This window comes from Microbacterium pygmaeum (assembly GCF_900100885.1).
GTDB lineage: Bacteria > Actinomycetota > Actinomycetes > Actinomycetales > Microbacteriaceae > Microbacterium > Microbacterium pygmaeum.
In genome coordinates this window covers 1,611,610-1,626,778 of sequence record NZ_LT629692.1, presented here as the reverse complement: position 1 = coordinate 1,626,778, position 15,169 = coordinate 1,611,610, and the positions used below count along the sequence as shown (strand labels likewise).

General features: G+C 68.4%; 15 protein-coding genes. 9 read left to right on the top strand and 6 right to left on the bottom strand.

The window, feature by feature from the left end; all coding sequences use genetic code 11:
• The first annotated feature begins 66 nt into the window (after nucleotides 1-66).
• The gene (locus BLT19_RS07560; protein ID WP_091488333.1) at nucleotides 67-468 is read left to right on the top strand and encodes a GlcG/HbpS family heme-binding protein; all 402 of its coding nucleotides are present in this window, start codon (nucleotides 67-69) and stop codon (nucleotides 466-468) included.
• A 154-nt stretch (nucleotides 469-622) separates the two neighbouring features.
• Here BLT19_RS07560 and BLT19_RS07555 read toward each other — a convergent pair whose 3' ends face one another.
• Nucleotides 623-1,603, bottom strand: a complete 981-nt coding sequence (locus tag BLT19_RS07555; protein WP_091488330.1) for a hypothetical protein — start codon at nucleotides 1,601-1,603, stop codon at nucleotides 623-625.
• A gap of 251 nt (nucleotides 1,604-1,854) precedes the next feature.
• Here BLT19_RS07555 and BLT19_RS07550 point away from each other — a divergent pair, with 251 nt between their 5' ends.
• The 4 genes from BLT19_RS07550 (at nucleotide 1,855) to BLT19_RS07535 (ending at nucleotide 5,277) form a co-directional block, all read left to right on the top strand.
• A complete protein-coding gene (locus BLT19_RS07550) occupies nucleotides 1,855-2,517 on the top strand; it encodes a YqaJ viral recombinase family protein (protein ID WP_091488328.1) in 663 nt (220 codons plus the stop codon).
• 15 nt (nucleotides 2,518-2,532) lie between these two features.
• Nucleotides 2,533-2,931, top strand: coding sequence for a barstar family protein (locus tag BLT19_RS07545; protein ID WP_091488325.1), 399 nt, complete (start codon nucleotides 2,533-2,535; stop codon nucleotides 2,929-2,931).
• Between the two features lie 135 nt (nucleotides 2,932-3,066).
• Nucleotides 3,067-4,773 carry an MFS transporter gene (locus BLT19_RS07540; RefSeq protein WP_231917842.1) on the top strand — a complete coding sequence of 569 codons (1,707 nt, stop codon included), beginning with the start codon at nucleotides 3,067-3,069 and terminating at the stop codon, nucleotides 4,771-4,773.
• Between the two features lie 9 nt (nucleotides 4,774-4,782).
• Nucleotides 4,783-5,277: a MarR family winged helix-turn-helix transcriptional regulator gene (locus BLT19_RS07535; protein WP_172825604.1), complete on the top strand. Its 495-nt coding sequence runs from the start codon at nucleotides 4,783-4,785 to the stop codon at nucleotides 5,275-5,277.
• Between the two features lie 125 nt (nucleotides 5,278-5,402).
• Here BLT19_RS07535 and BLT19_RS07530 read toward each other — a convergent pair whose 3' ends face one another.
• The 3 genes from BLT19_RS07530 to BLT19_RS07520 form a co-directional block, all read right to left on the bottom strand.
• Entirely contained in the window at nucleotides 5,403-6,404 is a 1,002-nt protein-coding gene (locus BLT19_RS07530; RefSeq protein WP_091488317.1) for a sugar phosphate isomerase/epimerase family protein, read from the bottom strand.
• Nucleotides 6,405-6,441: 37 nt separating this feature from the next.
• A complete protein-coding gene (locus BLT19_RS07525) occupies nucleotides 6,442-7,587 on the bottom strand; it encodes a Gfo/Idh/MocA family protein (protein WP_091488314.1) in 1,146 nt (381 codons plus the stop codon).
• Nucleotides 7,588-7,683: 96 nt separating this feature from the next.
• A complete protein-coding gene (locus tag BLT19_RS07520) occupies nucleotides 7,684-8,730 on the bottom strand; it encodes a substrate-binding domain-containing protein (RefSeq protein WP_091488312.1) in 1,047 nt (348 codons plus the stop codon).
• A 304-nt stretch (nucleotides 8,731-9,034) separates the two neighbouring features.
• Here BLT19_RS07520 and BLT19_RS07515 point away from each other — a divergent pair, with 304 nt between their 5' ends.
• The 3 genes from BLT19_RS07515 to BLT19_RS07505 are packed head-to-tail and all read left to right on the top strand — an operon-like array spanning nucleotide 9,035 to nucleotide 12,752.
• Nucleotides 9,035-10,519, top strand: a complete 1,485-nt coding sequence (locus BLT19_RS07515) for a sugar ABC transporter ATP-binding protein (protein ID WP_091488309.1) — start codon at nucleotides 9,035-9,037, stop codon at nucleotides 10,517-10,519.
• Complete coding sequence (locus BLT19_RS07510; RefSeq protein ID WP_091488306.1) at nucleotides 10,516-11,559, top strand: ABC transporter permease; 1,044 nt, start codon at nucleotides 10,516-10,518, stop codon at nucleotides 11,557-11,559. Before BLT19_RS07515 ends, BLT19_RS07510 begins: the two co-directional genes overlap by 4 nt.
• A gap of 14 nt (nucleotides 11,560-11,573) precedes the next feature.
• Nucleotides 11,574-12,752: an ROK family transcriptional regulator gene (locus BLT19_RS07505; RefSeq protein ID WP_091488304.1), complete on the top strand. Its 1,179-nt coding sequence runs from the start codon at nucleotides 11,574-11,576 to the stop codon at nucleotides 12,750-12,752.
• Here the strand turns inward: BLT19_RS07505 and BLT19_RS07500 are convergent.
• Nucleotides 12,749-13,078, bottom strand: a complete 330-nt coding sequence (locus BLT19_RS07500; RefSeq protein ID WP_091488301.1) for a Dabb family protein — start codon at nucleotides 13,076-13,078, stop codon at nucleotides 12,749-12,751. The two genes, BLT19_RS07505 and BLT19_RS07500, sit on opposite strands and share 4 nt — an antisense overlap.
• Nucleotides 13,079-13,233: 155 nt before the next feature.
• On the opposite strand from BLT19_RS07500, the gene BLT19_RS07495 reads away from it, so the two are divergent.
• Nucleotides 13,234-14,265: an NADP-dependent oxidoreductase gene (locus BLT19_RS07495; protein ID WP_091488298.1), complete on the top strand. Its 1,032-nt coding sequence runs from the start codon at nucleotides 13,234-13,236 to the stop codon at nucleotides 14,263-14,265.
• Here the strand turns inward: BLT19_RS07495 and BLT19_RS07490 are convergent.
• Entirely contained in the window at nucleotides 14,252-15,160 is a 909-nt protein-coding gene (locus tag BLT19_RS07490; protein ID WP_091488294.1) for a LysR family transcriptional regulator ArgP, read from the bottom strand. The two genes, BLT19_RS07495 and BLT19_RS07490, sit on opposite strands and share 14 nt — an antisense overlap.
• Between the last annotated feature and the right edge of the window lie 9 nt (nucleotides 15,161-15,169).

Genomic DNA, 15,169 nt, shown 5'->3' with positions numbered 1-15,169 from the left:
ACCACCCGCCCCGGTACCACCAACCACCCCGCTACCATCACCCACCCCGATAAGAGGAGTACGACCATGACCAGCATCACGCTCGAAGACGCCCGCCGCATCATCGCCGCCGCCGAGAAGAAGGCCACCGAGATCGGCCAGCCGATGAACATCGCCGTCGTGGACGCCGGCGGCAACCTCGTCGCCCACGTCCGCCAAGACGGCGCATGGATCGGCAGCGTCAACATCTCGATCAACAAGGCGTGGACCTCGAAGGCGTTCGACATCTCCACGAAGGATCTCGGCGACAATTCGCAGCCGGGACAGCAGTTCTTCGGCATCCAGAACACCAACGGCGGCAAGGTCGCGATCTTCGCGGGCGGCATCCCGCTGTCCCGCGACGGCGAGGTCGTCGGCGCCGTCGGCGTCAGCGGCGGTTCCGGCGAGCAGGACCACTCCGTCGCCGAAGCGGGCGTCGCCGGCTTCTGACCCGCGCTCCTCGTTTCGCGAGTGCACGGCTTGCCCGCGAGCGCACGACCTTCGTGCAGGTGCGAAGTCGTGCACTCGCAATGAGGTCGTGCACTCGTGGGCGTTCGGCACTCGCGGGTGTTCAGCACCCGCGAGTGTTCAGCACCCGCGGGCGTCACGGAGGTCGGATGCCGAAACCAGCCAACCTCGATGCGAGGGCGGCTGCTGTGACGCAGTGCTCGGAGCCCCACCGCGCGAACCGCCATTGCGTGGTTCCTCGGATCCAGTCCTCCCGGCGCTTCTCCTCGAGCAGCACGGTCTCCAGCGACACCCCCCGACGCATCGCCTCGTCGAGGTACTTGTCCTGCCCGTCGAACTCGCCGAATGCGCGGACCTCGCGCAACCCGAAGTCCACGAAGTAGTCGCCACCGGTGGGCTTCGGGACGGGCACCTGCAGCTCGGGCACCGCGAATCCCAGGCGGACCAGCTGGAGCCGGCTCACACTCTCCCCCGGCAGCTGCGCCAGGCCGTCGGCGAAGGCGGCGATCCGGCGTGCCTGCTTCACCCCGCGGGCGCCCGCAGCCGCATCGACACGACCGTGCAGGCTCCTCCGCCAGTGCGCGACGGCATCCGCGTCCCAGATCCGTCCCTGCAACGCGAATCGACGCTCGCCCGCGTCGGCGCACGCGATGGCCGCCTCGGGTCCGAGCGAGCGGATCATGTCGAAGACCGTCCGCTGGAGCGACGTGCAGCGGACGCCGTCCCGGACCACGATGTCGCTGTCGGGGAGCGGCTCCAGATGCCGAAGCACATCTCGCCCGCTCGAGACGCGCGTCGGGTACTCGGTCGTGAGGTGCACGCGCGTCGGACGATACCGGTACAGCGGCAACCCCCACAGCACCCCGGCCGACGCATAGGAGGCTACCGCGCCGTTCGCAGCGTCTCTCGAGACGGCGATCACGTGCGCGAGATGCCGACCCTCGGGCCACAGGTCGGCGACGTCGTCGGCATCCATGAACCAGCCACGGCGAACGGCGACCAACCGCCCCGCGCGTCGCGCGGCGTCGATCGCGCGTTCGGTCCAGCCGCTCTCGCGGAGCATCCGCCGCGACCGGATCAGCGGATCGAGGTCTGACACGGTGACGACGCGGCGCATGCCCCAGCATCCGGCGCTGGGGTTCCTGCAGTGCCGCGCGCTTCCCTCTTCGTGGACATCTCCCCACCCACTCGCCCTGGGGAGGAGCCGTCGAATCCACCAATGCGCGACTTGCCGCCGAGAGCATGGCGTCGATACGGCCGCCGTGCCGTGCACTCGCGGAGAAGCCGTCCGCTCGCGCGCTGGCAGCGGCTCGCCGGCGGGGCATGTCGCGGGTGGGGGATGTCGCGCCGCGGGGTTAGCCTCGAATCGTGACCCCCGAACTCGCCGCCCGCATCGTCGCGGACTCCCGCGACCGCGTCGCGTGGGTGCGGGCGCGCTCCCGCGGGATCACCGCGACCGACGTCGCGACCCTGACGTCCGCGAACGCGATCGCCAAGGCCGCCGACGCCAAGCTGATGGGCTCGGGGTTCTCCGGGAACGCCTACACGCAGCACGGCCGAGTCCGCGAGCCGGAGATCGCCCGCTGGGTGGCGGCGACGCACGGCATCCTGCCTTCGAGCGCCCTTTTCCACGCGGTCATCGAGAAGCGGCATCTCGCCACACCCGATGGTGTCGTGGTCGACGCGTCCGGCCGCGTCATCCTGTGCGAGATCAAGACCACCAACAAGTCGTGGCGCAGCATTCCGCGGTCGTATCTGCGGCAGGTCTGGTGGCAGCAGCACGTCCTCGGCGCGGAGCGGACCCTCGTCGCGTGGGAGCAGCACGACGCGTTCGTGCCGGTCGGCGATGAGCCACGGTGCGCCTGGGTCGATCGCGACGACGCCGAGATCGGCAAGCTCGTCGGTCTCGCGACAGCCCTGATCGACGAGCTTCACCGACGCACGACCGCGCGGCCTGCGCAGTCCGAACAGCGGATGCCGCCGCCCGTCGCCCCACGTCAGCCCTTCCGCGCACTGGCACTGGCCGACTGAGGCGCAGGGTCACCCGTGACCACGCTCACGATCGACGGTTCGGCGGTCGAGGGCATCGACTCGTTCTACGACGAGATCAACCGGGTGTTCATGGTCGGCGAGGACTGGCAGCTCGGGCCGAGCCTGGACGCGCTGAACGATCTGCTGTACGGCGGCTACGGAACGCTCGGTGCGCTCGAGGCCGGGGAATCCGTGCGCGTCCGCTGGCGCCATTCCGCCCACAGCCGCGCCGCGCTCGGCGCGCAGGCGACAGCCGGGTACTACCGCGAGAAGCTGCGCCGGCCCGACCTGTTCCGCACGGACCATTTCGCCCGGCTGTTGGCCGACCTCGAGGCGGGGGCCGGGCCGACGTACTTCGACATCGTGCTGGACGTCTTCGCCCAGCATCCGCGGATCGAACTCGATTTGGATTGATGTCGCGGGAATTGTTGACAAGGATCAACGGTTATTCATATAGTTGACTTCGATCAACTGTTGACCCGCGTCAACATCCTCGCGCCGCCGTCGCCGCCGGTCTCAATCGCATCCGCTCTGTTCCGAAGGTTCTCCATGTCAACTCCTTCCTCCACGCCCGAGGATCTCGTCAAGCCCAAGATGACCCAGCGTCAGGTGCTCGAGGCGCTGTCCGGTCTGCTCCTGGGCATGTTCGTCTCGATGCTCGCCTCGACCGTCGTCTCGACGTCGCTGCCCGTCATCATCCACGACCTGAACGGCGACCAGACCGCCTTCACATGGGTTGTCACCGCGACGCTGCTGACCACCGCGATCTCGACCCCCATCTGGGGCAAGCTCGCCGACCTGGTCAACCGCAAGCTGCTGTTCCAGCTGGCCATCGTGATCTTCGTCCTCGCGACGGCCGCCGCCGGCTTCTCGCAGGACACCACGACCCTCATCGCGTTCCGCGCCGTGCAGGGCATCGGCGCCGGCGGCCTGGCCGCCCTCAGCCAGGTGCTCATGGCCGACATCATCAGCCCGCGCGAGCGCGGCCGCTATATGGGTCTGTTCGGCGCCGTGATGGCCGTCGCGACCGTCGGCGGACCGCTGCTGGGCGGTGTGATCACCGACACCCTCGGCTGGCGCTGGAACTTCTATGTCGCACTGCCCTTCGCCATCGCCGCGCTGATCATCATTCAGCGCACCCTGCACGTCCCTGCGCACGCGAAGCGCAAGGTGAGCATTGACTATCTCGGCATCGTCCTGCTGTCGGCCGCCGTCTCGTCCCTGCTCATCTGGGTCAGCCTGGCCGGCGACAGCTTCGAGTGGTGGAGCCTGCAGACCGTGCTGATGGTCGGCGGCGCCGCACTGGCGACGCTGCTGTTCATCGTCGTCGAGCTGCGCGTCAAGGAGCCGCTCATTCCGCTGTCCACCTTCCGCAACCTGACCTTCACCCTCGCCGTGATCGCCTCGATCGCCACCGGCATCGCCATGTTCGGCGCGTCGGTGTTCCTCAGTCAGTTCATGCAGCTGGCCCGCGGCGCCACGCCGACCGAAGCCGGCGTGATGACGATCCCGATGATCGCCGGACTCCTCCTCGCCTCCATCGGCGTCGGCGCGCTCATTACGAAGTTCGGCCGCTGGAAGCCGTTCCTGATCGTGGGCGGTGTGCTCCTGATCGCCGGCTCCTTCCTGCTGTCGACGATCCACTACGACACCAACTTCGCCCTGGTTTCGCTCTACATGTTCTTGCTGGGTGCCGGCGTCGGCATGACGATGCAGAACCTGGTCCTGGTCGTGCAGAACACCACCGAACCGTCGAAGATCGGCGTCGCAAGCTCCGGAGTCACCTTCTTCCGCAGCCTCGGCGGCACCATCGGCGTGTCGGTGATGGGCGCGGCGCTGGCCACGAAGGTCACCGAGCTGATCGCGGAGCGCAGGGACGACTTGGGCGCTGCCCTGGCCAGCCTCGGCACCGAGGCGCAGAAGTGGACCGACCAGCTCTCTTCCGGCACGATCCCGCAGGTCTCGGCGATGCCGCAGGCGCTTCGTGTGGTGTTCGAAGACATCTACGCGCAGGGAATCTCGCACTCCTTCCTGATCGCGGTGCCGTTCGCGATCCTCAGCCTGATCGCGATCGTCTTCCTGCCGAACAAGCCGCTGACGAGGATGACCACCAGCGAGCGGCTGCACGCCGCCGAGGCCGACTTCGCGACGGTGTCGGTCCCCGAGGCGATGGAATCGCTGAGCGCGACGGGCGCGATCCCGACGACGGATGCCGCACCCGCCGAGTCCCGCAAGACCACCGAGTCGGATCGTTAGGCTCGGATCATGCCGGCAAGCGAGAACCTCGAGGCGCGCACCACCGCGGTGCGCGCCCTCGAGGCCGAGTTCGGGGAGCTGATCACGCGATTCCGCCGTATCATCGGCGAGAACGCCGATCGGCTGAGCCCCGGCATGCTCCCAGGGGCATACAAGGTGTTCACGACCATCGTGCGTCGCGAGAGCATCACGCTGTCCTCGCTCGCCGAGAGCCTGATGATGGACAAAGGGCAGATCAGCCGGACCGTCCGCTACCTCGAGGATCTCGGTTTCATCCAGCGCACCCCTGACCCCGAAGACGGCAGGTCGAGCCTGCTGTCCCCGACTGCGCTCGGACTCGAACGACTCGACGCCGCTCGCACACCGCAGGAGCGTACGCTCCTGCACACCCTCGCCGAATGGTCGGTCGACGACATCCAGAATCTGACCCAGTTGCTGCACGCGCTCTCATCCGGCACCACGCCCGCAGTCGCGCCGGAGCCGACGACAAGCGCTGCCCGCTGACGCGCGCACGCGAGTGCACGGCCTGACCGCGAGTGCACGGCCTGACCGCGAGTGCACGGCCTGGCGGCCGTGTGCAGGCCGTGCACTCGGCGCGACGCCGCTGACCAGCGCTGTCCGCTGACGCGCTACTTGGTGGAGAAGGCGGCGTCGAACGCGGCGTCGGGCGGCGTGATCGCTGCGAGCTTGCGGACGTAGGCGAGGGCTTCGGGGGCGCCGATGAGGCGGTCCATGCCGGCGTCCTCCCACTCCACACTGGTGGGTCCGGTGTAGCCGATCGCATTCAGCGCGCGGAACAGCGGCTCCCACCGCACCTGGCCGTGTCCGGTCGAGACGAACGTCCACCCGCGCCGCGGGTCGGCCCAGGGCCGGTGCGACCCGAGCACCCCGTTGCGGCCGTCCAGGTTGGTGATCGATTCCTTCACGTGCACGTGGAAGATGTGCTCGGCGAAATCCAACGCGAACGCGACGTAGTCCAGCTGCTGCCACACGAAATGCGACGGGTCCAGGTTGAACCCGAAGCTCTTCCGGTGCCCGATCGCCTCGAGCGTGTCCTTCGCGGACCAGTAGTCGTACGCGATCTCGGACGGATGCACCTCGAGCGCGAACCGAACCCCGACCTCCTCGAACACATCCAGGATCGGGTTCCAGCGGTCGGCGAAGTCCTGATACCCGCGGGCGAGGAACTCGTCCGACGCCGGCGGGAACATCGCCACCGCCTTCCAGATCGACGACCCGGTGAAGCCGACGACCGTCTTCACGCCGAGCTTCGCGGCGAACCGCGCCGTGTTCTTCATGTCCTCCGCGGCGCGCCGGCGCACGCCCTCGGGGTCACCGTCGCCCCACACCCGGTCGGACAGGATGTCGCGATGCCGCTCATCGATCGGGTCATCGCACACCGCCTGACCGGTGAGGTGGTTCGAGATCGTGTAGACCTTCAGCCCGTTGCGCTCCAGGATGTCCAGCCTCGACTGCACGTACTCCGCATCGTCCCAGCGCGACACGTCGAGGTGGTCGCCCCAGCACGCGATCTCCAAACCGTCATACCCCCAGTCGCCGGCCAGGCGCGCGACCTCCTCGAACGGCAGATCGGCCCACTGACCGGTGAACAGAGTGATCGGACGCGCCATCGCTCCCTCTTCCTTCGTCATGAATCGGATGCCGGTCTCAGCCGGTCGTGGTCACCCATGTGCTGCCGGCGGCCGAGCTCCGCTCGACGGCGTCCAGCACGCGTTGCACGTGCAATCCGTCGGCGAAGGAGGGCCGCGGCTGCGTGCCGTCGGCGATGGCCGTCACGAAGTCGCGCACCTGGTGGCTGAAGCCGTGCTCGTAGCCGAGCATGTGGCCGGTCGGCCACCACGCGTCGAGGTAGGGGTGGTCGTGCTCGGTCACCAGGATGCGACGGAAGCCCTGCTCCAGCGCACCCTGGGTCGCGTCGTAGTACTCCAGTTCGTTCAGTCGCTCCAGGTCGAAGGCGAGCGCGCCGCTCGAGCCGGAGATCTCGATCCGCAGCGCGTTCTTGCGACCCGTCCGGAAGCGCGTCGCCTCGAACGATGCGAGCGCGCCGGAATTCAGCCGGCCGGAGAACAGGGCGATGTCATCGACCGTCACCGCTCCGCGCCCCTCGCCCGCGGTGCCGGACAGGCCAGACCCGGAACCGAGCACCGGCCGCTCCTTCACGATCGTCTCGATGATCCCCGAGACGCTGTCCACGCTCTGGCCGGTGATGTACTCCACCAGGTCGATCGCGTGCGCGCCGATGTCGCCGAGCGCACCCGAGCCGGCCTGCTCCTTCTTCATGCGCCACGTCAGCGGCGCCTCGGCATCGGCGAGCCAGTCCTGCAGATACTCCGCGCGCACCTGACGGATCTCACCGATCCGGCCCGCCGCGACCAGATCGCGGGCGAACGTCGTCGCAGGCACCCGCCGGTAGGTGAAGCCGACCATCGATCGGCTCCCCAGCGTGGCTGCATGGGTCGCGGCATCCGCCATCGCCTCCGCCTCCGCCACGGTGTTGGCCAACGGCTTCTCGCACAGCACGTGCTTGCCGGCCTCCAGCGCGGCGATGGCGATCTCGGCATGCGTGTCGCCGGGAGTCACGATGTCGATGACGTCGATGTCGTCGCGCGCGATGACCGCCCGCCAGTCGGTCGCCGTCTCCGCCCATCCCCACTTCTCTGCCGCCGCAACGGTCGAATCGAGTGACCGGCCCACCAGCACCTGCATCGCCGGCTCGAGGGGCAGATCGAAGAAGCGCGGCGCGACGCGCCAGCCCTGGGAGTGCGCGGCGCCCATGAAACCGTGACCGATCATGGCGACGCGAAGCTTTTCGCTCAACGCGGTGTCCTTCCTGGAGGGATGGGTCGGGGCGCCCGCCTGTGCCGGCGGGCGCCCCGACCTGTGTGCTGCCTACTCGAACGAGAGGTCGATGTACTGGTCGACGTTCTCCTTCGTGACGACGGGCGCGTCCAGCACGATGCGGTTCGGGATGGTCGGCGTGATGAGATCGCTCATCGTCTTGCCCTGGGCGATGAGGCGGGCCAGCGCGACCCCGTCGGCAGCCTGGGTCGACGGGTAGATGACCGTCGCCTTCAGCACCGAGTCGTCGGCCTGGATGGCCTCCATCGCGCTGCGGCTACCGGCGCCGCCCATCATGAAGAACTCGTCGCGCCCCGCAGCGGCGATGGCCGCGAGGACACCGATGCCCTGGTCGTCGTCGTGGTTCCACAGCGCGTCGATCTTCGGGTTGGCCGCAAGGAGCTGCGATGCAGCCGCCTCGCCGCCGGCGACGGTGAAGTCGGCTGCGACGCGTGCGGTGACATCCAGTCCGCAGTCCTCGAGGGCGTCGGCGAAGCCCTGCGAGCGATCCTGCGTCAGCGGGAGCGAGTCGATGCCGGCGATCTCGGCGACGACCGCGTCGGGCGTGTCGCCGAGCTGCTCGCAGATGTAGGTGCCGGCGCTGACGCCCATGCCGTAGTTGTCGCCGAGCACCGTGGTGCGCGCGGCGAAGGGGCTCGAGAATTCACGGTCGACGTTGATCACGGGGATCCCCGCCTCCATCGCCTGGATGGCGATCTCCGTCAGCGCGGCTCCGTCGGTCGGCAGCAGCACGATGGCGTCCACACCCTCGTTGATGAACGTCTCGACGGCGGCGATCTGGGCGATCGGGTCGTTCGTGCCCTCGGCGACCTTCAATTCGACATCGTCGAAGCTCTCGGCGGCCGCGATGGCGCCGGAGTTGATCGCACCGAGCCAGCCGTGGTCGGCCGCAGGTCCGGAGAATCCGATGACGACCGTCTCACCGGAGGCGACGTTCTCCTCGTCACTGGTGCCCTGGTCGACGACGCTTCCCTCGTCGGCCCCAGAGCCGGTGCACCCGGCCAGAAGTCCGATGGCTGCCAGAACCGCGGTCCCGGTCAGAACCAGTCGCGTGCGCGCCTTCAGATGTGAGCGCATAGTTTCCTCCTCCTTGAATGTGATGCAGCGGCGCCAACGGGCTGCATCGAGAGGAAGTGCTGCTCATCGATCGTCCACGCTGACGAGGATCAACGTAACAGAAGTGCTATTCGATGTGTCATCTTTTGTTTTCGAATCGGCGTAAGTGTCCAAAGCGTTATCTTCACGCGGAGAGCGGATGCTGCGCGGCATCCCACCTCGGCCGACCGACCTTTCGTTCGCATAACGGGTGCCTGCGAACATCGCACCGTCGTGTTATGTTCGGCGCGTGATCAAAGATGACCATTCCCCGGCATTACTGCGGATGCGCGGCGTCACCAAGGCGTTCGCCGGCGTCCGCGCCCTCCGCGGTGTCGATCTGGAAGTCCTTCCCGGTGAGGTGCACTGCGTCCTCGGCCAGAACGGTGCCGGCAAGTCCACGTTGATCAAGGTCCTGGCCGGCGTGCACCGCCCCGACGAGGGCGAGATCACCTGGCAGGGCGAGGACGTCGAGATCCCGACACCCGAAGCGGCCATCGAGCTCGGCATCGCCACCATGTACCAGGAGCTCGATGTTGTGGACGGCCTCACGATCGCCGAGAACATCTTCCTCGGCCACGAGATCGCACGCGGCGGGTTCACCCGGCGCTCGGAGGCGGCCCGTCGAACACGCGAGATCCTAGCTCGACTGGGACACCCGAACCTTTCGCCCAACGCCGATGTCGGCCAGCTCAGCGCCGCGAACAAGCAGATCGTGAGCATGGCGCGCGCGCTGTCCCACGACATCAAGCTCATCATCATGGACGAGCCGTCCGCGGTCCTGGACAGCGAAGAGGTCAAGAACCTCTTCCACGTCGTCCACCAACTCACCGGAGCCGGAATCGCCGTGGTCTACATCACGCACCGCCTCGAGGAGATCCGCCAGATCGGCGATCGCATCACCGTTCTCAAGGACGGCCGTTCCACCGCCGTCGGGCTGCCCGGCGCCGACACGCCCACCGCTGAGCTCATCCGGCTCATGACCGGCCGAGACGTCGCGAACGTCTTCCCGCCGGCCGTACCGGTGCCCGCCGAATCACCGACGGTGCTCGAGGTGGACGGTCTCGCATTGGCGGGTGTCTTCGAGGACGTGTCGTTCTCGGTGCGCGCGGGCGAAGTCGTCGGTCTCGCCGGCCTGGTCGGTTCCGGACGATCCGAGATCCTCGAGACGGTGTACGGCGCCCGCAAGGCGACGGCCGGAACGGTGAAGATCGCGGGATCCGCGCTCCGCCGCGGTTCGGTCGTCGACGCCGTGCGCGCGGGCATCGGCCTCTCGCCCGAGGAGCGCAAGAGCCAGGGGCTGATCCTCGACGAGCCGATCTACGTGAACGTCACGCTCTCGTCCGTGTCGCGATTCGCCCGAGCCGGGTTCCTCGACGAACGCGCGGAGCGGAAAGTCACCCGAGAGCAGATCGACGCGCTCGAGCTGCGTCCCGCCGACCCGGATCGCGCCGCCATCACCCTCTCCGGCGGGAACCAGCAGAAGATCCTGCTGGCGCGGTGGCTCGTCCACGGCACCCGCGTGCTGCTGCTCGATGAGCCGACCCGCGGCGTCGACGTCGGCGCGCGCGCCGAGATCTACGCGCTCATCCGTCGCCTCGCCGCGGCGGGCAACGCGGTCGTCATCGTCTCCAGCGAGATCGAAGAGGTCCTGGGTCTCGCAGACACCGTGCTCGTCGTCTCCGACGGCCGGATCCTCCAGACCCTCCCCGCCGCCCAGATCGACGAGCACGGCGTGCTCGACCTCGTCATGAAAGGAACTGCCGCGTGAGCGACCAGACTCCGTCCCAGGCCGTCACCGTCGACGCGACCACAGCCCCCGCCGAGGCCGGCAGGTCCGGCTTCCAGCGGTTCATGTCCGGCTCGGTCGGCAGGAACCTGGGGCTGGTGGTCGCCCTCCTGATCCTCGTGATCGTCGGCGCCGTCACCGCATCGGACACCTTCCTGAGCGTCAGCAACATCCTGACGATCCTGCGTCAGGCATCCATCATCGGCGTCATCAGCATCGGGATGACGCTCGTCATCATCGCCGGCGGCATCGACCTCTCCGTCGGCTCCGTCATGGGACTTGCCTCCGTCGTCGCGGCGCTCGCCGCCGTGCAGGACCTCGCCGATCAGCTGCACTGGATCGTGATGGTGATCATCGCCCTTGCCGTGGGCCTGGGTGCCGGCCTGATCAACGGCGTGGTGATCGCGTACGGGAAAGTTGTCGCCTTCATGGCGACCCTGGCCATGCTGGTGGCCGCACGCGGCCTCGCCGAGATCCTCGCCGAACGACGCACGCTGCAGGTCGGCGACCGCGCATTCATCGAGTTCATGAACCTCGACTTCATCGGCGTGGACATCCTCATCTGGATCTTCGCGATCGTCGCTGCGGCGGGATGGGTGCTGCTGAACCGCACCACCTTCGGGCGGCGGACGGTCGCCATCGGCGGCAACCGCGAAGCCGCGCGCCTGGCCGGCATCAACGTGCGCCGCCACACGATGTGGCTGTACGCCCTGGCCGGACTCTCCGCCGGAATCGCCGCCGTCATGATCCTCGGCCGAACGACTGCGGGCAGCTCGACGAACGGGCAGCTGTACGAGCTGGATGCGATCGCGGCGGTGGTCGTCGGCGGCACGCTGCTCGTCGGCGGGCGCGGCACGATCACCGGCACCGTGTTCGGTGTGCTGATCTTCGCGACCCTGACCAACGTCTTCGTGCAGAACAACCTGTCCTCATCGGTGCAGGCGGTCGTCAAGGGCGTCATCATCGTGATCGCCGTGCTGCTGCAGCAGCGGTTCGCCAAGCCGACCGGCCGCGCGACGTAGGAGAATCTCCTTCGATGTCCTTGGATTCGCAGACTGTCACCAGCGGCGTCAGCCAGCTCTTCCAGCTGCTGCGCGACGGCGTTCCGCGGACGCGAGCGGAGCTTGCGAAGTCGACCGGGCTCGCCCGCTCCACGATCGCCGCACGGGTCGACGAGCTGATGCGCATGGGCCTGATCACCCCCGTCGCCGACGCGGTGTCCACCGGAGGCCGTCCGCCCTCGCAGTTCGCGCTCAACCCCGCAGCCAAGGTCGTGATCGCCGCTGACATCGGAGCCTCGCACGCCACCGTGGCGATCACGGATCTCACCGGCGGGATCCTCGCCGAGCACTCCGAGCCGCTGGATGTCGCACTCGGGCCCGTGCCCGTCCTCACCTGGCTCGTCGAGGGCGCCACCATGCTGCTGGAGCGGGTGGGCCGCGACCAGACCCACGTCGCCGCCATCGGCATCGGCGTTCCCGGACCCGTCGAGCACTCCACGGGGCAGCCGGTCAATCCGCCGATCATGCCGGGGTGGGATCGGTTCGACATCCCGTTGTGGATGCACCAGCACCTGGATGTGCCGGTCCTCGTCGACAACGACGTGAACATCATGGCGCTCGGCGAGCGCGCCGTGGCATGGCCGGCCGTCGAACACCTCATGTTCGTCAAGATCGCGACCGGCATCGGGGCCGGGCTGATCTCGGGCGGCGCTCTCCAGCGCGGTGCGCAGGGCGTGGCCGGAGATCTCGGCCACGTGCAGGTCGCGCGCGGGGCGAATGTACCGTGCACCTGCGGCAACCGGGGCTGCCTCGAGGCGCTCGCATCGGGTCCGGCCATCGCCCGCGGTCTGCGCGAGCAGGGCGTCGATGCACACACCGGCGGTGACGTGATCGACCTGGTCAAGCGCGGCAACATCGAGGCGATTCAGGCGGTCCGCCAGGCAGGCCGCGACATCGGAGAGGTGCTCACCACGTGCGTGAGCCTGGTGAACCCGTCCGTCATCGCGATCGGCGGTTCGATGGCCCGGGTCGGCGAGCACCTGATCGCCGGCGTCCGCGAGGTCGTCTACACGCGCTCCACCCCGTTGGCCACCGAGCACCTGTCGATCGTGCAGTCGCTGACTGCAGAGCGAGCCGGCGTCCTGGGTGCCAGCGTGCTGGCCGTCGAGCACGCCCTGTCGCCGGAGGCGCTGGCCAGCGGTTTCACCCGTTAGACGATTTCAGCGGATGCCGCACCCCCACCGACTTCGTATTCCTCGAAGTCGTACTCCTGGAACACAGTCACTTCGGGAACCCATCGGTCGCGGACGAATCCGACGTGGATCGGGTGCGAGTCGTACGCGGCGAAGGCTGCCGAGTCCGAGAAGGTCATGGCGAACTGGAAGTCCAGATCGCTCTTGGGACTGACCTGCCGCTGCACGGTGAACTCGTACACGCCGGGAATCGAGGTGAGCAGATCGCGTCCCTCCGCGAGGAAGGCGGCCTCCTGCGCACTGCCGGAGGGGTGACGCAGGGAGAAGACGACGGTGTGCCTGATCATGCTTCAAGCTTGCCATCCGCGGGGCCCGAGCCGTCGCCGCGGGCGTAGCGGCATGGTGACATCGACGTAACACGGGCGAGACAATGCCGCGGTTGACTGTACGCATCGAGGCAACGAGTGCTGCCACCGTCGACACGCACCGAGAAAGGCGACCGATGAGATTCCGGCCGCTGCGGTCAGCAACCGCTCCAGATCCCGCCGTCCCCGTGATGGCCGACCCGCCAGAGACGATGCGCGCTGTCGTCATCGACCGGACAGGCACGGTGGATGTGCTGCACGAGCAGAGCGTGCCGGTTCCCGCTCCGGTGCTCAGCGAGCTGCTCATCCGCATCGTGGCCGCGGGGGTGAACCCGATCGACGCGAAGACCCGATCCGGTGCCGGCGTATCAGGCGCGATCGCGTCCTACCCTGCGACGCTCGGCTTCGATTTCAGCGGCATCGTGATCCGGACCCCGTACGAGTCGCACCCGCTGCAGCCCGGCACCGAGGTCTTCGGCATGGCGCCGTTCCCGCGCTCCGGCGGCACCTACGCCGAGTACGCGGTCGTGCCGACGCTCTCCGTCGCGCGCAAGCCTTCGTCCCTCTCACACGTGGAGGCAGCGGGCGTCCCGCTGGCCGCCCTGACCGCGTGGGGGCTGGTCGTCGAAACGGCGCACGCCCATGAGGGTCAGCGCATCCTCATCCATGCCGGCAGCGGTGGCGTGGGCCATTTCGCCGTTCAATTCGCCGCCTATTTCGGCGCGCATGTGACGGCGACAGGTTCGCAGCGCAACGCCTCCTGGCTTCGCGAGCTCGGCGCATCCGTCGTGATCGATCGTGAGACGACGCGCTTCGAGGACGCCTGTGCCGAGGTCGACGTCGTGATCGACCTGGTGGGCAACGTTCACGACGAGACTGGCACGCGATCGTTGTCGGTCCTGCGACCTGGGGGCCTGTACGTGCTCGTGCCCACGGGCTCCTGGCCGGGGTACGCGGAGGCGGCCGACGCTGCCGGGGTCCGCGTGACCAGTTTCAAGGTCATCCCCGACGGAAGCGCCCTGGCGACCGTGGGGCGGCTGCTGGACTCCGGTGCCGTGCAGGTCTACATCGACCGCGTGTTCGATCTCGAGGACGCCGCCGCCGCACACACCGAGCTCGAGCGCGGGCACACCCGCGGCAAGATCGTCCTGCGCGTCAGCGACGACTGACCGCGAGCAGGCGTCGGCCGTCGGCGACGATCTCTTCGGCGATCGCGTCCAGGAGCGGGGAACGCAGGTTCCACTGCTGCCAGTACAGCGGGACGTCGATGTGCATGCCGCCGATCGGGACCAGGTCGCCTGATGCCAGCGCGTGGCTCGACTGGAACCGGGGCAGGAGAGCCCACCCGAGCCCGAGACGCACGGCGGTCGCGAAGTCGTTGGACGCGGGGACGAGATGCCGCGGCGGCATCAAGGGGTCGGCACCGGCGCTGCGCAGCCACTCGGTCTGCAGATCGTCGCGGCGGTCGAAGTCGACCAGCGGCGCGACGTCGAGCTCCGCGACCGTCGCCCCGTCGGCCAGCCATCGCGATGCGAACGCGGGCGTGGCGACCGCCTCGTAGCGCATGGCACCGAGCGGGCTCACCCGGCACCCGGCGACCGGAGCCGCGCGCGAGGTCACGGCGCCCATGACCGTGCCCGATTCGAGCAGCGCGGCCGTGAAGTCCTGATCGTCGCGGTGCAGTTCGAAGACGACCGGATGCTGCGCCGACAGCCGCGCGAGCGGCTCGAGGAACCAGGTGGCCAGCGAGTCCGCGTTGACGGCGAGCGGCACGCTGGTGCGTCTGCCGGCGCCCTGACCGCCGTCGTCGGCTCCGAGCGCACTCAGCGTGTCGTGCTCGAGGAGCGCCACCTGACGGGCCATCCGCACGATCGCCGCACCGGCATCGGTCGCGCGTGCGGGTTTGGACCGGATCAGGACGACCCTGCCGAGCTGCTCCTCCAGCGTCTTGATCCGCTGGCTCACCGCTGACGGGGTGATCTGAAGCGCACGGGCGGCGGCATCCAGCGTGCCGCCGTCCAGCACTGCCGCCAGCGTCTCGGCGAGTTCGACGGGAATTTTCATCGTAAGCAA

Coding starts and splice junctions, on each gene's coding strand:
- BLT19_RS07555 (WP_091488330.1), bottom strand. CDS start 1,603: ATGCGCCGCGTCGTCACCGTGTCAGACCTCGATCCGCTGATCCGGTCG.
- BLT19_RS07525 (WP_091488314.1), bottom strand. CDS start 7,587: ATGATCGGTCACGGTTTCATGGGCGCCGCGCACTCCCAGGGCTGGCGC.
- BLT19_RS07530 (WP_091488317.1), bottom strand. CDS start 6,404: ATGGCGCGTCCGATCACTCTGTTCACCGGTCAGTGGGCCGATCTGCCG.
- BLT19_RS07540 (WP_231917842.1), top strand. CDS start 3,067: ATGTCAACTCCTTCCTCCACGCCCGAGGATCTCGTCAAGCCCAAGATG.
- BLT19_RS07505 (WP_091488304.1), top strand. CDS start 11,574: ATGTCCTTGGATTCGCAGACTGTCACCAGCGGCGTCAGCCAGCTCTTC.
- BLT19_RS07490 (WP_091488294.1), bottom strand. CDS start 15,160: ATGAAAATTCCCGTCGAACTCGCCGAGACGCTGGCGGCAGTGCTGGAC.
- BLT19_RS07560 (WP_091488333.1), top strand. CDS start 67: ATGACCAGCATCACGCTCGAAGACGCCCGCCGCATCATCGCCGCCGCC.
- BLT19_RS07515 (WP_091488309.1), top strand. CDS start 9,035: ATGCGCGGCGTCACCAAGGCGTTCGCCGGCGTCCGCGCCCTCCGCGGT.
- BLT19_RS07495 (WP_091488298.1), top strand. CDS start 13,234: ATGAGATTCCGGCCGCTGCGGTCAGCAACCGCTCCAGATCCCGCCGTC.
- BLT19_RS07535 (WP_172825604.1), top strand. CDS start 4,783: ATGCCGGCAAGCGAGAACCTCGAGGCGCGCACCACCGCGGTGCGCGCC.
- BLT19_RS07500 (WP_091488301.1), bottom strand. CDS start 13,078: ATGATCAGGCACACCGTCGTCTTCTCCCTGCGTCACCCCTCCGGCAGT.
- BLT19_RS07520 (WP_091488312.1), bottom strand. CDS start 8,730: ATGCGCTCACATCTGAAGGCGCGCACGCGACTGGTTCTGACCGGGACC.